Here is a 15,530-nt window from a genome sequence, read left to right on the forward strand (position 1 = left end):
TGGCGATCTTCGCCCCCTCGGGTCTCCGCAGGTCAGGGCCCTGCGTACCAATCCCGCGAGGTGATCAGCCGTCTCACCTGGGACAACGGCTTGTCGCCCTTCTCGCTGTTGCACTTGCGCAGGCACACCGGGCAGCCGTCTACGCCGTGAATGGGCGCCATGTTCTCGGGGTCGAGTCGTGCTCCGCCCTGCTTGACCGAGACCACGTGGTCCACGGCGTCGGCCCCGCCGTGCCCGCACACCAGGCAGACGTCGGACTCCGCCAGGATGCGAGCGCGCAGCTTGCGGTACTCGTACGTGGCGAGCTCAGTCCGGCCGGCGGCCATGGCTCCCTCCCGAGGGTGGGTGCGGCAGGGACCCCGCGTCAGTTCCTGCCGCCCCGTCTTCCCCGACCTCCGACCGCCCGTCGGAGTCTGTGTGGCCCAGGTGTTCGGCGAGGGCCAGGCTTGCGATGCGCGTGCAGCGGTAGGCGTCGAGCGCTGCAGCATGCGGGTCGAGGGTGTGGTCGGTGAGCGCGGCCCGGGCCTGGTCGAGGTAGGCGAGGGCCTCGGCGGTGAGGTTGGTCATCATGCCCCCGAGGGTGACCAGGCCGGGCTGTGCCGGGTGGGGTCGAGGGCGGTTCTGTGGATGAGCCCGGACGCGACGAAAGGCAGAGCGAAAGCTATTACGCCCATGGTGCCGTGACATTTCTCCCGATTAGGTCTTATGTACCTTTGGGTCCTTGGTGTCACAATGCCCGAATTGGTCCCGCATTAGTGGATGATGGTGACGTGAGTATGGACATCCCATGGGCGGTTGCTGAGCTGAGGCACTTCCTTGAGCTGGCGAAACTCCGTCCAATCGAAATCCCCGACATCGCTTACTTCGGCAGCGGGATGTGGAACGCCGCCAGCGACGACGAGATCGCAGAGAGCGCGCAGGTCGTGGAGAAGATCCTTGATCGCGCCCTGCCTCGGTGGAGGACTGCGGTTCCTGCCGACGAGAACGAGACCGTGAACAAGTGGTGCCAGCACATCGAGGCGGCCCGCAGAGCGGTCGTTGAGCTGGAGCGCCGTGAAGAGATCGCCGAGAAGCTCGGCGAGGACGCTCCGGACCTGAACGCGTCCCAGATGCATCCGTGGATCTGGGACGGCGCCAAGGCGATGTGGCAGTCCGGTCACTACCGACAGGCGGTCGTCGCAGCGGCAATCAAGCTGAACGCGGAGTTGCAGAACAAGATCGGCCGCAACGACGTGTCCGAGAAGGACCTCTTCCGGCAGGCGTTCACCACGAAGGCGCCGGAGCCTGGCAAGGCGCGCCTGCGGCTGATGCCCGACGACGGCTCGCCCACGTACACCAGCCTCCAGGAGGGCGTGGCCGCCTTCGCGGAGGGCTGCTACCGCGCGATCCGCAACCCCAGCAGTCACGTGCCTCAGCCCGAGCTTCCCGAGCACGAGGCGCTGGAGCAGCTGGCGGCGTTCAGCATGCTCGCCCGCTGGGTGGAGTCGGCGACCGTCGAGCGATAACGCGATCCGAACACGACGAAGGCCCGCTCACCGGCGGGCCTACTCGTTTCAGGACACCATGATGATGCGTTCGCGCAGGTGGTCCGTCAAGTCGACACGCACGAGAGCTGGCCAACTGGAGTCCGCGCGAAGATACACGACGGCTAACAACGCTCCCCTTCTGACGATCGTCTAGATAATGTCCCTCTGTGCTCTTTTCGCTACCAACACCGTCGCCACCAACGCCAGCCCCCACAGTTACTGTCACAGACACCGTCATCGTCCCCACTTCTATTCCGACACCTATCATCACCACTCCACCAGACAGCGTGAACTGGCCGAGCACTCTGCTGGACGGGTTTGCGGGAGCCTTCCTTGGAGCGGTCATTGGCGGCGTTGTTGCCTTCGCCGTCGCCCGATGGCTTCTCAACCGCGAAGCAGAGGCAAGGAGAGAGAGTGAGTTGCAGACGCGCGCGGACCGCGAGGAGGACCTTCGCTTGGCTGCTGTGCGCCACCACGAACAAATGGAAGCAGCGCAGGCTAGGCACGAGCTGGAGATGGCGGCGGCTCGCGAGCAACATGAGCGAGAGCGAAATGATGCTCAACTTAGACATCAAGCAGAGCTAGAGGCGGCTCAGGAAAGGCAGCGCGAAGCACGCCGCCACGACGTAGGCCAGGATTTCCTTATTGCCCTTAACGAGTTAGCGCAGCGAGCCCTGGCTGGGGATGCAAGGGGCGCGAGTGACGCACTTACCCGATTGGGCGTCCTGGTCGCTACCTTCTCTTACGTCATCGACAACGAGTACATCGATGATTGGAGGAGTGACAACATGAAACGTCTCGCAAGTGCATTTCGGCAATTTCTGGAATCCTCCGACACTAAAGCGCTCTCGGATCAGATAAGCGGCATGATCGCCCAAGCAGGGCTATGGATCGAGCTACCGCAAGCCCAGCCGATACGGTGGGATGACGATTCGCCTCCCAGGTAACCCGTCGGGGCGAGAAGACGGCCAGGCATGGTGGTCTGTCCCGCACGAGACGACGGCACGCGGGGACATGGCAGCATGAAAGTCACCACGTCAACGACCCATAAGCGTGAGCACGTCCCCGACCCGGTAGAGCGGGCGCCCGAGCTCGTCGGCCCCGTGCCCGAGCAGGCGCCCGCGGTGGGCGTAGCCGCGGATCATCGACGGCGTGAGGTCGGGCCGGAACCCGTGCAGGGCGCGGGCGATCTCGGTGGCGGTGCCGAGTCGGTCGGCCACCTGCTGCATCAGCCACGCCTCCCGCGCCGAGGCGTCGTGCGTCGCGCCGCAGGTGCGGCAGCGGATGGTGCGGGCGCCGTGCCGGGCGTACAGGTCGGCGTCGCACCCGCTGACCCCGCAGGGCCCGGCGTACCACATGCCTGGTGGCAGGTCGATGGCGCGTCGTGCCTGGCGTACGGCGTCGCCGAGCTCGTCGACGGCCTGGGCGGCGCCGTGGTGGCCGAGGAGCCGTCCGCGGTGGCGTAGGAGCCACAGGGCGAGGGCGGGCACTGTGTCGGCCGGTGGGCGGGTGAGGTCGATGCGTTCGCATGAGAGGTGGTCGCAGAGACGGCAGACCGGCCCATGGGCGTCTTTCAGGTCGGCGCGGGCGGCGAGCGCCGTCCACCAGCCGGAAAGGGCGCTGTGGAGGATCTGGCGGGCTTCGCGTGCCCTTTGGTCCCACGGGAGGGCGGTCTCGGTGGACCTGGATCCGCCGGTTTCGCCGATGCGGGATTGGCGGGTGAGGGTGATGTCGAGGTGCCGGTCGAGGGATGGGCAGTCGGCGAGGTCGCGGATTGTTTTCGCTGCGCAGGCTCGGCAAATCCGATGGTTGCCCGGCATTTGCCGCGTGCATCCGTGGGTGGGGCAGGGAAGGCTCATGTTTCCTGTCCTTTCAGTACGGCGGCTGGTCGGGCGTAGGCGGGGCGATGGGTATTTCGAGGTGGACGGCGGGTTTTCGTGGTGGCGGGAAATGCGGTCCGGGTGGGCATTGGTGTTCGGCGACGACGGTCCATTTCCGGGGAGCTCGGATGCGGAATTGGGTGCGGTGCACGAGGTAGGGCTTTCGGGGAAGGCCTATGGGGTGGATGTCGTAGGTCATTCGGCCGGCGATGAGGGCGGCGAGCTCGTCGGCGGGGTCGATGGGGGCCGGGTCGGCGCGAGCTAGGAGTCCTTGGCTGTGGGCGGCGAGGATGGGCCGGCCGCAGCGGTGGCAGGTGTCCAGGAGTGCGGGGGTGGAGATGAAGTGCTCGGTCATGATCGCCTCGCCGTCCGGGGTGACGGATGACGGATGTGACACGTGGCTCCGCTTGACGGCCTACACACGGGCGCGTGACGCGCGCGCGTGCGCGTACACGCGTGTGTAAGGAGATCAACGGGAGCGAATCTGTCATCTGTCATTCGATCTTGCTTGGGTATGGTCTTTGTGCAGGTCAGGTTCCGGATCGAGGCGATGACGCATCTGTCATCGGGTGACGGGTGAGGGCGGCCCGGGAGGCGGTTGGTCACCAACCTGGGCCGCCGATCTTCCCGTTGTCGGCCTCTGGACCCGATGACGGATCCTCGTCGTCGGCGAGCAGCGCGATGCCGGTGTAGGACCGGGCCTTGGATGTGCGGTCTTGGCCGACGCCGAACTTGCGAGCGAGCTCCTGCGTGAGCTTCTTGGCGGAGACCGGGGCTTCGCCCTCGGAGTAACACCACGCCTCGTACGCCTGGCGCAGCTTCGTGGTCTGGGTCTGCACGTGGTCGGGCGTGAGCGGCGCGAGGTGGCAGCGCTCCTCCACGAAGCGGCTGACGGTGTCCTGGTCGGCGGCGTACTCGGCGGTGGCGGCCTTGACCCGCTCGGGCTCGGCCAGGCCGCCCGCGGCGTACTCTGCGGCGCCCGCGACGATCCAGGCGAGCAGGGCGGGCCCGTGGTCGCGTGCCAGGATCCCCTGGAGGTCATCGATCATCTTGTCTTCGGGGACTTCGTGCTCGAAGGGGATGAGGCGCAGGCGGCGCCAGAAGGCCCGTCCGCCCGCGCGGACGTGGGGCTTGTGGTTTCCCATGAGCCACAGCGTGTGCGTGGCGGTGAACGTGAAATGGTCCTGGCGCATGAACCGGGCGGTCAGGGAATCGCCACCGGTCAGCAGCTTGACTTTCACTTCGTCAAATCGGTCGTCGTCTCCGACTTCGGAGCAGACGACCATTCTTACACCTGCCAGGCGCGCAATTTCTGTTTCGTGCTGGGGGTGCGCCTTGGCCATCAGGAAACCACTCGGCGCGGTGGTCGCATAATCGCCGAGAACAGCCATCAACGCCTCAAGGAACACGCCCTTGCCGTTGCCTCCGGAGCCGACGCAGAACGGCAGGACGTGGCGGGTGACGGCCCCGGTGGCGGAATAGCCGACGAGCCTGCGCAGGTAGGAGATGAGTTCGTCGTCGGCGCCGAAGGTGTCGTTCAGGAATTGGGTCCACAGGGTTGTGTCGGCGCTGGGGTCGGGGGCGCAGCTGGTGATGCGGGTGTGGAGGCGGGAGGCGTCGGAGGGCAGGAGCTGGCCGCTGGTGAGGTCGATGATCCCGGCTGGGGTGTTGAGCTCGAAGGGGTGGGCGTCGAGGTCGCCGAACGCGACGACGGTCCTCGTGTCCGTGCTGGCCTGGGTGAGCATGGCGGTGACGCCGGACGCGGACAGGGCGTACTTCTTGTGCGTGGTGGACTGCTTGTCGCCTTCGGGGAGGGCGCGGGCGACGCGCTTGGCGTACTCGCGGACGATGCCGCCGGAGACGGGCTGCCATTCCCAGCGGGTGCCGTCCCAGGCGAGCCACCGGCCGCGGTCGGCGCAGAAGCGTACGACGTCGCCGAAGCGATCGACGAGCGCCAGGGCGTTGCCGTCGTCGGAGTTGGCGTAGGTGCGTTCCTCCACGAGCGTGAGGTGGGCGGTGCCGGGCTGGAGCTCGTGGACGGTGGCGAGGTTGCCGTCCACGAGCGGCGGCGCCTGTGGGCCGGTGGCAGGCCGGGTGGGCTCGGGGCGCCTGCCGTACCCGGCGGCCAGTAGCGCGCGGGCGGCCTGGGAGTGGTTGCCGCCGTGGTGGATGTGCGCGTACGCGCCGAACTTGTCGTAAGGCCGCTCAGGCTCGAAGTCGGTGGAGGTGGAGAAGACGAACAGGTTGTCGGCGTCGTTGCGGCCGGTGGTCGCGCTGATCCCGGTGGACTTGCCGGGGCGGCACCAGAAGACCTCGTTGCCGCGCTGCCAGACGCGGGTCCAGCCGAGCGGGATCAGGATCTCGTCCCAGGTGGTCCGCTCGTTGTAGTCGTCGCCGGGTGGCACTCCGCCGTCTTCGTAGCCGGGGGCGGGCTGGGTGAACAGCCGCGTCCCGTCGGGCTGGGCGTGCAGGTCCTGGGGGCCGATGGGCATGGCGTCGAAGGCCCCGGCGAGGTGGTGGAGGGCGTCGCGCTCGGCCTCGGTGAGGGTGGCGATGGAGCCGGGGCCGCCGGCCGCGAGCGTCCACGGCTTCCCGCTGGGGTGCGTGGTCCCGGCGGAGGGCGCGACGACGACCCATCCGCCTTCACCGCGGGTCTCGGCCAGGAGTTCGATGGTGGGGCGGCCGGTGGCGGGGTCGGGCGGGCCGGGGCGGCGGGCGAGCTTCGTGTTCCCGGCTACCGGCCCGGTGACGCGGTAGAGCAGGTGGATGCCGCCGGTGGGGGTGACCTCCATGTAGCCGCCGGCGACGCGCCGCCACAGGTCGCCGAGGCCGGACGCGTGCGCGAGCTCGGTCATCTGGGCGAGCAGGTTGTCGGCGACGGCGCGGCCTTCCAGCTCCAGCATCTCCAGGCCGCCGGACACGGCGCCGCAGACGACGCCGAGGCCCTGGTGCCCTCCCCCGGCGAACCAGGTGTCGAGCTGCTCGGGTGTGGGCCGGGTGTGCTGCCATTCCTTCCAGGGGACCGCGGGCCGCTTGGTGCCGTCTGGCGCGGCGGGGAGGACGCAGAGCCCGGCGTTCGCGAGGGCGTGGGCCGCCTGGAGGATGGCGTTGTCGTTCAAGGTGTGGTTCCCCCCGCTTCGTCGGTTTTCGATCTCGGAATGGGGCGGGCGGGCCAGGACCCGCCTCCTGACCCGCCCGCGTCTGGGTGCCGCCGTCTCAGGCGGCGGGTGGTGCCGGTGGAACGGCCATGCCGAGCTGCGCCATGGCGGCGGCGACCTCGGGCGTGACCTGCTGCCCGTTGGGCAGGGTGACCGTCCCGACCGCCGGGACCGCAGCAGGCACCGGAGCGGGCACGGCGGCCGGGACCGCCTGGGGAGCAGGCTGCGGGTAGGCCACGGCCGGGGCCACGGGTGCGGGGGCGACCGGCGCGGCGGCCACCGGAGCCGGGGCGGCCTGCGGGAGCGGCACGTGCTGAGCCTGGGGAGCGGGCTGCTGCGCCGCGGCCCCGAAGTTCGTGGTCCCGAACGGGTTGCCCCCGACGCTCTGCAGGTACTGCGCGGCGTACGCGGCGTCCTGCTCGTTGAACGGCTGGAGGATGTACGGCGCGCTCTGGCCCGGCTTGGCGGTGCCCTGCCCGAGGCGGGCGAGGACGGGGTCCTTGCCGATGTTGGCGGACAGGGAGCCGATGAGGGGCTTCTGGAAGAGGAGCACGTTCTCCTCGGCCTTCGGGCCCTCGGGGTGGGTGAGGACCACGAGGTCCACCTGGATGGCGTCGGACGCCCCGAACTGGGTGACGATGCCCTTCCTCAGCTCGCGGACGTAGAAGAGGATCAGGTGGCCGACGTAGTCCTTGGCGCGCCAGTCGGATCCGGCGCTGGGCTGGCTGAACTGCATGGGACGTTCCTTTCGGAGGGTTACTGGTTGGCTCCCGGGCAGCCCCGGGAGAGGTCGGTGGACTTGGGCAGGAACCAGGGGCAGTACGTGCAGTACGCCTCCGTGGTGGGGAAGGCCGCCCACATCTGCGGGTTGGCCTCGGGGTCCAGGCCAACGACGGCGGCGAGGACGTTGTCGCGCCGCTGGAGGGCGGCCTGGGCGAGCAGCGGCTGGAAGGGCTCGGTCCACACCCACATGCCGTCGAGGCGGCCGGAGCGGGGCAGGAACACGATGGCGACGTGCTCGATGTCCTCGCCCGCGTTGGCATAGCCGAGGCCGTAGGTGTGGGCCTGGACGCGGTAGGTGAGGCCGGGGTCCTGCTTCTTGCGGTACTCGGTCATCGCGGTGGCGCCGGGCACCTTCCAGTCGATGACGCACTTGAAGAGCCGGTCGAGCAGGTCGGACGAGCCGACGAGCTTGGCGTCGGCGGCGACCCGGCGCTCGAGTACGTACCTGGGCCGGCCGTCCGGCAGCGCGTAGTTCGCCGCGCCGAACGTGTGCTCCAGCCAGGCGTGGACGGCGGTACCGACGATCGCCGCCCACGGGTCGGTGTCGCTGTTGGGCTTGGGGTCCCAGTCGAGCAGTTTGTAGGCGAGGCGGCGCACGCACGGGGTGCCGATCTCGGACGGGCCGATGGAGCGCTGCCGGGATCGGGGGGCGTTGTCGTTGGCGGCCTTGATGACGCCGGTGACGTGGGCGGCGATCTCGGCGGCGAGGCCGGTGAGCGCCGGGGACGCCCATCCGGCGGTCGGCTGCGAGAACGCGGTCGTCACTTCCACTCCCCCACCAGGTTGAAGGGACGGCCCGGCTTCTTGGCCTTGTAGTACTTGGCGTAGATGTCGGGGTGGTCCGCCTTGAGAGCCTTGCCGTCGATGCCGCCGCCGGGCTTGGACCACTTCCAGGTGATGGCGGGTCGACCGCCGATGGTGGCCTCCTGGGCGTCGCCGATGAGGGCCTGGAGCTGCTCTTCGGCGCGCTCCTTGGCGGCCTTCCACGCGGCTTCGTTCTTGGCGGCCTCCTTGTAGAGGGCGAGCCAGTTGGCGGCCTCGGCGGGCAGCTCGACCGTGGCGGGGTCGGTTTCCTTCGCCTCGGCGGGGTCGGTTTCCTTCTCCTCGGTGAGGATCTTCATGGTTTCTGAGTCTTGATCCAGCGAGCGACAGATCGCCGCGCCGAATTCGGTTCTGGGGGCATCTACAGCGTTTTCCACAGGGATGGGGGTCTGGGCCCAGGTCTCGTCGCCGGTGCCGCCCCACAGGGCAGACCGGTCGAGGACCTCCCGGGCACGGGTGACGGCGACGTAGGCGAGCATCGCCTCGGCCGTCTTCAGCGTGCCGTCGTCGTCGAGCATGTCGGGGAAGTCCGGCGCGAGCCGTACGGTGGCCCACTCGCGGCCCTTGGCCTTGTGAGCCGTGCTGATGACGACGTCGGCCACGAGCTCGGAGGAGAGCTGGTCGACGGTGCTGATGATGGTCTCGGGCCCGTGGGAGTCGATCAGCTTGACCAGGACCTTGAGGTCGGTGCCGCCGGAGTCGTTCTCCACGTAGTCCTGGACCTCGGCCCAGGTCTTGAAGGCCATCAGCTCGGGGTGGTAGGTCGGCTTCCCGGCTCGCAGGTCCCGGCAGGCTTCGGCCAGCGCGCGGATCTCGACGCCGTCGCCGACCAGGGCGACCTTCTGCCCGGTGGCGAGGGCGGCCATGGCCTGGGCGATGGCGCCGGCGTTGGTCCGGCACAGGATGGCGGCCGGGTTGGTCAGGCGGGCGAGCCGGGAGTCGAGGGCGGGGTTGCCGGCCAGGCGCAGGGGCGCGTTCAGCAGGTCGAGCCAGACGTTGGCTTCGTCGGCGATGGCCTGGCCGAACCGCCAGGACTGCGTGAGGGCGAGCCGCTGGCCGTCGAAGGTGGTCATGGCGTCGATGGCGCCGCGCCAGCCGTAGATGGCCTGGGAGCGGTCGCCCACGAGGATGCGCTGGGCGGACTGGCGGGTGACGACGTCGGCGATGACCGGGTTGGCGTCCTGGGCTTCGTCGAGCATCACCAGGTCGTACGGCAGGGCGGGCCGGCCGAGTGCCCAGATCTTCAGGTAGTGGTCGTGGGTGAAGCGCAGCTTGCCGTTCGGGTCAGTGATGTCGGTCCAGGCGCGCAGGGCCAGGGGCACGATCGCGGCGCGAAGGGCCATGCGCGCGTTGGCGTCCTCCAGGCCAGGGACGACAGGAACGTGCTCGGGGCCGATGGTGTCGGCGTCGGAGTGGCAGAACTTCGCGACGGTGTCCATGACGACCCGGGCGACCTTGGGCGCGGTCAGGGCGTGCTTGCCGAGGTCGAGCACCGGCGGGATGCCGAGGATCCGGGCGACCATCTTCGCGGGCAGCCGCGGGCTGTTGAGCCGGGCCTCGTACCGGTAGCCGACCGCCCGGAAGGCGATCGAGTGCGCGGTCGCGCAGTGGGTGACGATCGGGAAGGATGCGCGGGCGTCCTCGGCGATGGCCTTGTTGTAGGCGAGGTAGAGGGAGCGGTTGCTGCGGACGGCGCCGGCGACCATGCGCAAGGTCGTCGTCTTCCCGGTCCCGGCTCCGGCCTCGATTACGAGGTCGCGCCGGGTCTCGGCCGCGTCGAGGATGTCGGATTGCTCGGGCGTGGGCGCGAGCCCGGGCGCGGTGAATGCGCCCACGAAAGTGGAAGGCTGAACGAAGGCGGGCGACTGGTCGCCGACCGGTGCGGGCTGGGTGAACATCACGGTCACGCGGTCCTTCCGAGCTCGATGAGGGCGGCGCCGTCGGCGAGGCCCTGGGCGTAGGCGTTGGATTCCGCCTGCGTCTGGCCGTAGGTGACGGTCTTGGCGCGGTTCACGAGGACGGCGGCCACTTCACGACGGGTGGCGTAGTGGATCGCCGGGATGACCGTGGCGAGCGCGAGGGTGAGCCACATGACGTCGTCGCCGTCGTAGCCGTCGATGCTGGTGGCGCCGGTCCCGAAGGCGCCCATGAGGGCGAGCAGCAGCAGCTCCTCGGGGACGTCGTTGGTGTTGGTGTCCTCCGGCGCGGGGTTGTCGCAGGCGGCCAGGATCGCGGCGGCCAGCACACGCGCCCAGTGCGGGTCCAGGCAGGCGATGGGCCGGCCGTGGTGGGTGTCGACGAGCCCGGGGTGCGGGGTGCCGTTGTGGGTGTGGTGTTCCACCCGGATGCCGGCGGCGGTGACGGGCAGGGTCAGGGACACGGGGGGTTCCTCCGATCAGTGTGTAGTGGTGGTGATGAACGGCGTCTCGGGCGTCCAGGTGCGGACCACCGAGGGCGGGGCCGGGTGGGCCTTGTCGATGGCGGCGGCGAGCGCGTGGCACGCCAGGGCGAGGACCAGCAGCGCGACGATGAAGACGACATGCCGGGTCATGACGTGCCGTCTTGGTCGGTCTGGGCGAAGCCGTCAGCGACCTTCTGGTCCTGCGCGCACGGCGAGCACAGGTAGAGGTCGGCACCCTGGTGGCGGCGGCGGTAGCGCGCGGTGGCGGCCCGGCTGGTGTCGTCGCCGCCCGCGATGCGCTGGACGCAGCGCTGGCACTTGTCGCGGCCACCGCGCCAGAGCTTGGTCCACACCGGTTTCCCGGTCTCCTCATCTGCGGGTCGTCGCGGCTCGGGCACGGCGCCGCCGAGGTCGAAGAGGGTCATGCGCTCACCGCCTCGGCCTGGCGGGCGTGCAGGAGGGTGAGCCGGTAGCCGAGCAGGGTGACGTGGTCATGCACCGTGGCCAGGCCGTGCTTCTGCTTCTGGCGCTCGCGCATGCTGATCACGGCGCGATGGGTGTTGGCGCGGGCGGCCACCTCCTTCTGAGACAGCTCCTGGCGGCGCCGGAGCCACACGAAGTCGGAGGGGACATCGGCCCCTTCGGAGAACACCCGTCCGTCCAGGACGACGGCCAGGCGCAGGCCGATGTACTCGGCCCAGGCGGCGGCGTGAACGTAGCTGGGCAGGTAGGCGTGCCTGAACCAGGCGTTGATTGTGTAGCGGGTGACGCCGAGAGCGTCGGCGAAGACCTGGCGGTCGATGCCGAGTTCGTTGGTGTGGGCGACGAGCGCGGCGACCAGGCGGCGAGTGTCGCGTCGGCGGATCACGGCTCCACCTCCCGTCCCGGGAGGGGCTCGCCGTACCCGGCCCAGCGCAGCGCGAGGACGATGTCGGACAGCCGCGTCTTCAGCCAGAAGTTCGGGGCCGCCGCGGAGAGGAACCCTTCGCCGGCGGTGGCGAGGGCAGTGATGGTGGCGAGGTCGGCGTACGCCCACCAGTTCCCGGCTCGTTCGGGTCCGTAGCCGCGCCGCTGCACGACGAGCACGGCGACCTCGGCCCAGGCCAGACCGGCGTTCTCTCGCTCCGCCTCGGCTTCGTCCCACCAGGCAGCGATCTGCGCGTCGGAGGCGTCCCACGCGGCGTGGCCGCCCTTCACTTCCCAGGCGACGCCGATCGTGCCGGTGATGTCCCCAGCGTCGAGCTGGCCGCGCAGGCTGCGGCGCTCGGCGTGCGGGAACCCGTTCGCGTGGAGGTAGCGGACGACGGCGGTCTCCGCCTTCGTGCCGATCTCCTTGGACTTGTTGCGGCGCTTTCGGGGGCCTGGGCCCGCGGACGACCCCCCGCTTGGGTCGTCCGCGGGCTGGCCCACCAGCCCGGGCTGCTCAACCGTGGGAAGGACGGGAGCGGCGGCCGGGCCGGTGGGGCCGGCAGACCCCTGCGTGGGGTCAGGGATCTGCCGGGTGCTGCCCGCACCCCCCAGGACGGGCAGCGTCTGGTCCGTCGCGGCCACAGCCCCCTCCCCCGATGCGGGGGGCTGGTGCCGGGACGGAGTCTCGAAGTCGTTCACGCCTGCTCCTTGGCAATGTCGGCGGCGGCGCGGTCGGTCGACAGCAGGGCGGCGCGCGTCTCCTCCAGCTCGGTGAGCGCGTCCGCGTAGCCCTCGGTGTCGTGCAGCAGCTCCAACTGCTGGCGGGCGTGGCCGAGGTGCTGGCCGGCGACCTCCAGGTGCTGGCGGATGATGCGGGTGGTCATGGCGCGGGTCTCGGCGTTCACGGGCGGCCGCCCTTCTCGGCCTCGGCGCGCAGGGCGGCCCGGAACGCCTCGGTCATCTCCGGGGTCCAGGTGCCGAGCCGGTCGGCCGGGTAGTCGCCGCCGGTCATCCACAGCAGGGACCCGACCCAGGCGAAGGTGGCCGCGGCGGCGATCGTCAACGTGACGGCGTATCCGGCGAAGCTCATCGCCGCCTCCCGGCCCGTTCGCAGTGCAGGTGCAGGTCGGCGACGAGCGCCAGGGCCTGATCCGCGCGAGCGGTGAACCGCTGCTGGCGGGCGCGTCGTATGGCCCGTCCCAGCGCACGCAGCAGGTGCCAGACGGCGGATCCGGCGACGGATCCGGCCAGAGCGGCCATGCAGGCGAGGAACAGGCGCAGCGGCATGTCGGGGTCGATCAGCTGGTTCATTCCTGGCCGCCTCGGTGCTCGCGCGGGAGGGTGTCCCAGTGGTGGTCGAGCGGGCTGGCCGGGCCGGGGCGATTCTTGTCCCGGCGGCGGATGCGGTTCCAGGCGATCAGGACCAGCCCGGCCAGGGACAGCCAGGCGACGGAGATCCAGAAGGCGGCGTTGCTCACTGGTCTCCCCCGTCCTTGTTGACGACGGCGAAGGTGCCGGTGGGGTCGCTGTTGGCGTGCAGCAGCTGGCGGACGGCCTCAGCGTCCGGGTCGGGCGGCGTCCACCGCTGCACCCATCCGGGGATGAGGAAGTCGGCGGGCCCGGTCGCGCAGGCGGGGCACCGGTCGAGGCCGCCGGAGCAGACGCGCCACCCGGCGGGTTCGGCGTTGCGGCGGAGGATCTCCCGGTCGGTGTAGGCGCCGTGGTGGACCGGCAGGGGGTCGAGGGTGAAGACGGTCGGGCAGCCGGGGGTGCCGCATTCGAGGCGGCCTTCCAGCGTGGCGGGCATGGTCACGGGTTCTCCTTGTGCGGGTGGGTCGGGAGAAGGTCGCCGCGGTTGCGGTAGGTGCGGCGGAGCTGCGCGGCGACGTGCCAGGACCCGATCTCGAGGTCAGCGGTCCACATGGCGGGGTCGCCGGGCAAGCGGCGGTTCCAGGCGTCGATCTCGCGGGAGATGCGGCGGCGGCGCTGCCACCAGGCGCGGATGGCGGCGAGGCGGCCGGAGCGGTGACGGCGGCCCATCACGCCTCCCCAGAAGCGGGCTCCGCCGGGTCGGCAATGCAGGTCCACACCTGGACCTCCACGCCCTGGTGGCGGAACACCACTCGCAAGTTCTCGGCCTTGGTCCCGGCGTGCTGGACGGTGGGCTCGACGCCGAAGGTGTCCGCCCAGCGGCGGATCATCGCGATCCGGTCGTCCTTGCTGCTGCTCCAACTGCTGATCTGGCCGTCGAGCGAGTCGTAGACGTTGCAGACGGTCCAGCTGGCGCTGGGCAGATCACGGGTAAGCAGGTCGGCGAGCACGAGCGCGGCGGCGTGCTGGATATCGAGCATCGAGTCTCGGTCGGTGCTGATCATCGGGTCTCCTTGGGCGGGTTGGTGGCGAGGGCGCGATCGCGCTGGACGGCAGCGGCGGCGGCGTCGAACGCCTCGGGGGCGACGTTCGCCAGGGCGCACAGGACCAGGCGGCACTCCAGGGCGGTCATGGACGCCAGGAATGCGTCACGCTCCTCGGGGGTCATCTGCTCGGGCATGAGGTGCGGGCTCCTCATCGGTGAGGGGTGGTGCGGGTGGTTCAGGCGGCGGCGTTGGCCAGGCGGCGCTCGCGGCACTGCGCGCGCTGCCGGTTGATCAGGGCGGTGATCTCGGTGACGGAGGGGCCGCCGGGTACCCATGCCTCGCGGGCGGCCTGGTCGGCGGGCAGGGAGTCGCGGCGGGCGCGGGCGTCGGCGAAGATCTGTGCCGCCTCGTTGAGCGCCTGGTCGTAGGTGACGGTCCTGTTCATGCCGCCTGTTCCTTCACAAAAGATTTTTTTGTTGCTCGCTCCATGAAAAGGTCATCGACTTCGACGCCGAGCGCCTGCGCGATGGCTTCGGCCTGCGTACGGCTGCATGAGGCGCGACGACCGGAGGCGAGCGCGGAAAGCACCTGGTGGTTGCAGCCATGGGCGCGTGCGATGGCGCGGGCGCTGCGGTCCCCCATGAGGCCGTTGAGGACCCTCCGGCTCCGGATGGTCATCTCGGGTCTGCCTGGCATCGCCAATCCCTCCGTTCGTTCCCACCAGATTTTTTTGTCACTGTAGCTGTAGACAAGATGGAGTGTCCATAACTGCGGGGACTCAATCGGAGAGGTGACACCAGGCTGTCCCCTCTGTCCTGATTCAATGGCAGCATCTTGTCTACAGAGGTGATGTGCGTTACACACTCCGTGACGGGCTGACAACACAATATTCAGGCACGATGGCGAGCACTGCCGCGAGGGACATACGAAGAGGTGTATGTGAGATGCCGCCCAGCGGGGATCAACGCAACGGGCGCTCCAAGCGACCGTTGAGCGACTTCATTCATGCCCATGTTATCGACAAGGGCATCAGTTACATCACTCTGGCGAGCCGCTGCGAGGATCCGATCACAGGGCAGTCCCTGACTGATCAGTGGATCCGGGATGTGGCGAGCGGCCGGCTAAAGAGAACACCAGACCTATGGCGGTTGCGTGCCCTGGCGGCCGGGATGGGTGTTGACCTCGATGTAGTGCGCGCGTTGGCGATCGAGCAGTACCTGGACTATGAGGTAGCGACAGTACAGACCGGTGACACCGAGTGGGTCACCGTGAGCGTGCCGGCGAGCCTGACCGAAGAGGAGCGGCGCCGGGTCGCCGAGATGGCTGCCGAGATCGCCCGCTTGATGGACAAGCCGAATCAGGACAAGAAGTAACGTTAAGGATATATGGTCCTTACTTATTGGACCGCGATAGCCACCAGAATCACCCAAATCAGGGACAAGACCTATCAAGGCAGACAGTAGCGATTCAGTCATATGGTCCTTACTAAGTCTATTCGGACCGAAAACCTGTAGATAGCGTCACGCGTCACGTATGTAGCACGAGCACAACCGAAAACCTCATCTGCCCCCCCCCCCCCCCCCCCCCCCCCCCCCCACCCCCCCCCCCACCCCCCCCCTCCCCCCCCCCCCCACCCCCTCAAACCATAAAACCCGCAACCAGACATCAACGACGACCACAGCAAGCTAGCGGTC

General features: G+C 69.3%; 26 protein-coding genes. 3 read left to right on the top strand and 23 right to left on the bottom strand.

Translation table 11 applies throughout. From position 1 onward, the window contains the following. Positions 1-32: 32 nt before the first annotated feature. Together FLW16_RS12410 and FLW16_RS12415 are read right to left on the bottom strand one after the other, a co-directional pair. On the bottom strand, positions 33-326 hold the full coding sequence (locus FLW16_RS12410) for an HNH endonuclease (protein WP_142560142.1): 294 nt from the start codon (positions 324-326) through the stop codon (positions 33-35). Continuing rightward, the gene (locus tag FLW16_RS12415; protein ID WP_142560143.1) at positions 307-570 is read right to left on the bottom strand and encodes a hypothetical protein; all 264 of its coding nucleotides are present in this window, start codon (positions 568-570) and stop codon (positions 307-309) included. The genes FLW16_RS12410 and FLW16_RS12415 overlap by 20 nt, the downstream gene beginning before the upstream one ends. 206 nt (positions 571-776) lie before the next feature. Between FLW16_RS12415 and FLW16_RS12420 the strand changes: the two genes are divergently transcribed. Then, positions 777-1,505 carry a TIGR02391 family protein gene (locus tag FLW16_RS12420; RefSeq protein ID WP_142560144.1) on the top strand — a complete coding sequence of 243 codons (729 nt, stop codon included), beginning with the start codon at positions 777-779 and terminating at the stop codon, positions 1,503-1,505. A gap of 308 nt (positions 1,506-1,813) precedes the next feature. After that, the gene (locus FLW16_RS12425; protein WP_142560145.1) at positions 1,814-2,473 is read left to right on the top strand and encodes a hypothetical protein; all 660 of its coding nucleotides are present in this window, start codon (positions 1,814-1,816) and stop codon (positions 2,471-2,473) included. Positions 2,474-2,563: 90 nt separating this feature from the next. Here the strand turns inward: FLW16_RS12425 and FLW16_RS12430 are convergent, their stop codons facing one another. The 21 genes from FLW16_RS12430 to FLW16_RS43615 form a co-directional block, all read right to left on the bottom strand. Further along, complete coding sequence (locus FLW16_RS12430) at positions 2,564-3,016, bottom strand: hypothetical protein (protein WP_142560146.1); 453 nt, start codon at positions 3,014-3,016, stop codon at positions 2,564-2,566. Between the two features lie 382 nt (positions 3,017-3,398). Next, positions 3,399-3,803 carry a hypothetical protein gene (locus FLW16_RS12435; RefSeq protein WP_142560147.1) on the bottom strand — a complete coding sequence of 135 codons (405 nt, stop codon included), beginning with the start codon at positions 3,801-3,803 and terminating at the stop codon, positions 3,399-3,401. Positions 3,804-4,008: 205 nt separating this feature from the next. Further along, positions 4,009-6,525 (bottom strand): phage/plasmid primase, P4 family, encoded by a 2,517-nt coding sequence (locus tag FLW16_RS12440; RefSeq protein WP_260615188.1) that lies wholly within the window; start codon positions 6,523-6,525, stop codon positions 4,009-4,011. 97 nt (positions 6,526-6,622) lie between these two features. Next, on the bottom strand, positions 6,623-7,300 hold the full coding sequence (locus tag FLW16_RS12445) for a hypothetical protein (protein WP_142560148.1): 678 nt from the start codon (positions 7,298-7,300) through the stop codon (positions 6,623-6,625). Between the two features lie 20 nt (positions 7,301-7,320). Then, on the bottom strand, positions 7,321-8,112 hold the full coding sequence (locus tag FLW16_RS12450) for a hypothetical protein (RefSeq protein WP_260615189.1): 792 nt from the start codon (positions 8,110-8,112) through the stop codon (positions 7,321-7,323). Then, positions 8,109-10,067, bottom strand: coding sequence for a UvrD-helicase domain-containing protein (locus tag FLW16_RS12455; RefSeq protein WP_260615199.1), 1,959 nt, complete (start codon positions 10,065-10,067; stop codon positions 8,109-8,111). Before FLW16_RS12455 ends, FLW16_RS12450 begins: the two co-directional genes overlap by 4 nt. Positions 10,068-10,072: 5 nt before the next feature. Further along, positions 10,073-10,549, bottom strand: coding sequence for a hypothetical protein (locus FLW16_RS12460; RefSeq protein WP_142560149.1), 477 nt, complete (start codon positions 10,547-10,549; stop codon positions 10,073-10,075). Between the two features lie 15 nt (positions 10,550-10,564). Further along, positions 10,565-10,720: a hypothetical protein gene (locus tag FLW16_RS43600; protein WP_185949379.1), complete on the bottom strand. Its 156-nt coding sequence runs from the start codon at positions 10,718-10,720 to the stop codon at positions 10,565-10,567. Continuing rightward, entirely contained in the window at positions 10,717-10,995 is a 279-nt protein-coding gene (locus tag FLW16_RS12465; protein ID WP_142560150.1) for a hypothetical protein, read from the bottom strand. Before FLW16_RS12465 ends, FLW16_RS43600 begins: the two co-directional genes overlap by 4 nt. After that, complete coding sequence (locus FLW16_RS12470) at positions 10,992-11,438, bottom strand: hypothetical protein (protein WP_142560151.1); 447 nt, start codon at positions 11,436-11,438, stop codon at positions 10,992-10,994. Before FLW16_RS12470 ends, FLW16_RS12465 begins: the two co-directional genes overlap by 4 nt. Further along, a complete protein-coding gene (locus FLW16_RS45135; protein ID WP_260615190.1) occupies positions 11,435-12,178 on the bottom strand; it encodes a hypothetical protein in 744 nt (247 codons plus the stop codon). Before FLW16_RS45135 ends, FLW16_RS12470 begins: the two co-directional genes overlap by 4 nt. Then, positions 12,175-12,384 carry a hypothetical protein gene (locus tag FLW16_RS12480; RefSeq protein ID WP_142560152.1) on the bottom strand — a complete coding sequence of 70 codons (210 nt, stop codon included), beginning with the start codon at positions 12,382-12,384 and terminating at the stop codon, positions 12,175-12,177. Before FLW16_RS12480 ends, FLW16_RS45135 begins: the two co-directional genes overlap by 4 nt. Beyond that, complete coding sequence (locus FLW16_RS12485; protein WP_142560153.1) at positions 12,381-12,569, bottom strand: hypothetical protein; 189 nt, start codon at positions 12,567-12,569, stop codon at positions 12,381-12,383. Before FLW16_RS12485 ends, FLW16_RS12480 begins: the two co-directional genes overlap by 4 nt. Further along, positions 12,566-12,790, bottom strand: coding sequence for a hypothetical protein (locus FLW16_RS12490; protein ID WP_142560154.1), 225 nt, complete (start codon positions 12,788-12,790; stop codon positions 12,566-12,568). The genes FLW16_RS12485 and FLW16_RS12490 overlap by 4 nt, the downstream gene beginning before the upstream one ends. Further along, complete coding sequence (locus FLW16_RS43605) at positions 12,787-12,957, bottom strand: hypothetical protein (RefSeq protein ID WP_185949380.1); 171 nt, start codon at positions 12,955-12,957, stop codon at positions 12,787-12,789. The genes FLW16_RS12490 and FLW16_RS43605 overlap by 4 nt, the downstream gene beginning before the upstream one ends. Next, the gene (locus FLW16_RS12495; RefSeq protein WP_142560155.1) at positions 12,954-13,292 is read right to left on the bottom strand and encodes a hypothetical protein; all 339 of its coding nucleotides are present in this window, start codon (positions 13,290-13,292) and stop codon (positions 12,954-12,956) included. The genes FLW16_RS43605 and FLW16_RS12495 overlap by 4 nt, the downstream gene beginning before the upstream one ends. Next, the gene (locus tag FLW16_RS12500; RefSeq protein ID WP_142560156.1) at positions 13,289-13,519 is read right to left on the bottom strand and encodes a hypothetical protein; all 231 of its coding nucleotides are present in this window, start codon (positions 13,517-13,519) and stop codon (positions 13,289-13,291) included. Before FLW16_RS12500 ends, FLW16_RS12495 begins: the two co-directional genes overlap by 4 nt. After that, positions 13,519-13,854 (bottom strand): hypothetical protein, encoded by a 336-nt coding sequence (locus FLW16_RS12505; RefSeq protein ID WP_142560157.1) that lies wholly within the window; start codon positions 13,852-13,854, stop codon positions 13,519-13,521. Before FLW16_RS12505 ends, FLW16_RS12500 begins: the two co-directional genes overlap by 1 nt. Continuing rightward, a complete protein-coding gene (locus tag FLW16_RS12510) occupies positions 13,851-14,030 on the bottom strand; it encodes a hypothetical protein (RefSeq protein WP_142560158.1) in 180 nt (59 codons plus the stop codon). Before FLW16_RS12510 ends, FLW16_RS12505 begins: the two co-directional genes overlap by 4 nt. Positions 14,031-14,071: 41 nt before the next feature. Then, positions 14,072-14,281 (bottom strand): hypothetical protein, encoded by a 210-nt coding sequence (locus tag FLW16_RS45920; protein ID WP_185949381.1) that lies wholly within the window; start codon positions 14,279-14,281, stop codon positions 14,072-14,074. Next, entirely contained in the window at positions 14,278-14,514 is a 237-nt protein-coding gene (locus FLW16_RS43615) for a helix-turn-helix transcriptional regulator (RefSeq protein WP_185949382.1), read from the bottom strand. The genes FLW16_RS45920 and FLW16_RS43615 overlap by 4 nt, the downstream gene beginning before the upstream one ends. A gap of 266 nt (positions 14,515-14,780) precedes the next feature. Between FLW16_RS43615 and FLW16_RS12520 the strand changes: the two genes are divergently transcribed. Continuing rightward, on the top strand, positions 14,781-15,209 hold the full coding sequence (locus tag FLW16_RS12520; RefSeq protein WP_142560160.1) for a hypothetical protein: 429 nt from the start codon (positions 14,781-14,783) through the stop codon (positions 15,207-15,209). Positions 15,210-15,530 lie beyond the last annotated feature (321 nt).

It is taken from the genome of Microbispora sp. KK1-11 (assembly GCF_006874435.1).
Lineage (GTDB): Bacteria > Actinomycetota > Actinomycetes > Streptosporangiales > Streptosporangiaceae > Microbispora > Microbispora catharanthi.

Excerpts from the sequence above, each read along its gene's own strand:
- FLW16_RS12410 (WP_142560142.1), bottom strand. The coding sequence starts at position 326 with ATGGCCGCCGGCCGGACTGAGCTCGCCACGTACGAGTACCGCAAGCTG.
- FLW16_RS12415 (WP_142560143.1), bottom strand. The coding sequence starts at position 570 with ATGATGACCAACCTCACCGCCGAGGCCCTCGCCTACCTCGACCAGGCC.
- FLW16_RS12420 (WP_142560144.1), top strand. The coding sequence starts at position 777 with ATGGACATCCCATGGGCGGTTGCTGAGCTGAGGCACTTCCTTGAGCTG.
- FLW16_RS12445 (WP_142560148.1), bottom strand. The coding sequence starts at position 7,300 with ATGCAGTTCAGCCAGCCCAGCGCCGGATCCGACTGGCGCGCCAAGGAC.
- FLW16_RS12455 (WP_260615199.1), bottom strand. The coding sequence starts at position 10,067 with ATGTTCACCCAGCCCGCACCGGTCGGCGACCAGTCGCCCGCCTTCGTT.
- FLW16_RS43600 (WP_185949379.1), bottom strand. The coding sequence starts at position 10,720 with ATGACCCGGCATGTCGTCTTCATCGTCGCGCTGCTGGTCCTCGCCCTG.
- FLW16_RS12465 (WP_142560150.1), bottom strand. The coding sequence starts at position 10,995 with ATGACCCTCTTCGACCTCGGCGGCGCCGTGCCCGAGCCGCGACGACCC.
- FLW16_RS12485 (WP_142560153.1), bottom strand. The coding sequence starts at position 12,569 with ATGAGCTTCGCCGGATACGCCGTCACGTTGACGATCGCCGCCGCGGCC.
- FLW16_RS12490 (WP_142560154.1), bottom strand. The coding sequence starts at position 12,790 with ATGAACCAGCTGATCGACCCCGACATGCCGCTGCGCCTGTTCCTCGCC.
- FLW16_RS12500 (WP_142560156.1), bottom strand. The coding sequence starts at position 13,519 with ATGGGCCGCCGTCACCGCTCCGGCCGCCTCGCCGCCATCCGCGCCTGG.
- FLW16_RS12505 (WP_142560157.1), bottom strand. The coding sequence starts at position 13,854 with ATGATCAGCACCGACCGAGACTCGATGCTCGATATCCAGCACGCCGCC.
- FLW16_RS12510 (WP_142560158.1), bottom strand. The coding sequence starts at position 14,030 with ATGCCCGAGCAGATGACCCCCGAGGAGCGTGACGCATTCCTGGCGTCC.
- FLW16_RS45920 (WP_185949381.1), bottom strand. The coding sequence starts at position 14,281 with ATGAACAGGACCGTCACCTACGACCAGGCGCTCAACGAGGCGGCACAG.
- FLW16_RS43615 (WP_185949382.1), bottom strand. The coding sequence starts at position 14,514 with ATGACCATCCGGAGCCGGAGGGTCCTCAACGGCCTCATGGGGGACCGC.
- FLW16_RS12520 (WP_142560160.1), top strand. The coding sequence starts at position 14,781 with ATGCCGCCCAGCGGGGATCAACGCAACGGGCGCTCCAAGCGACCGTTG.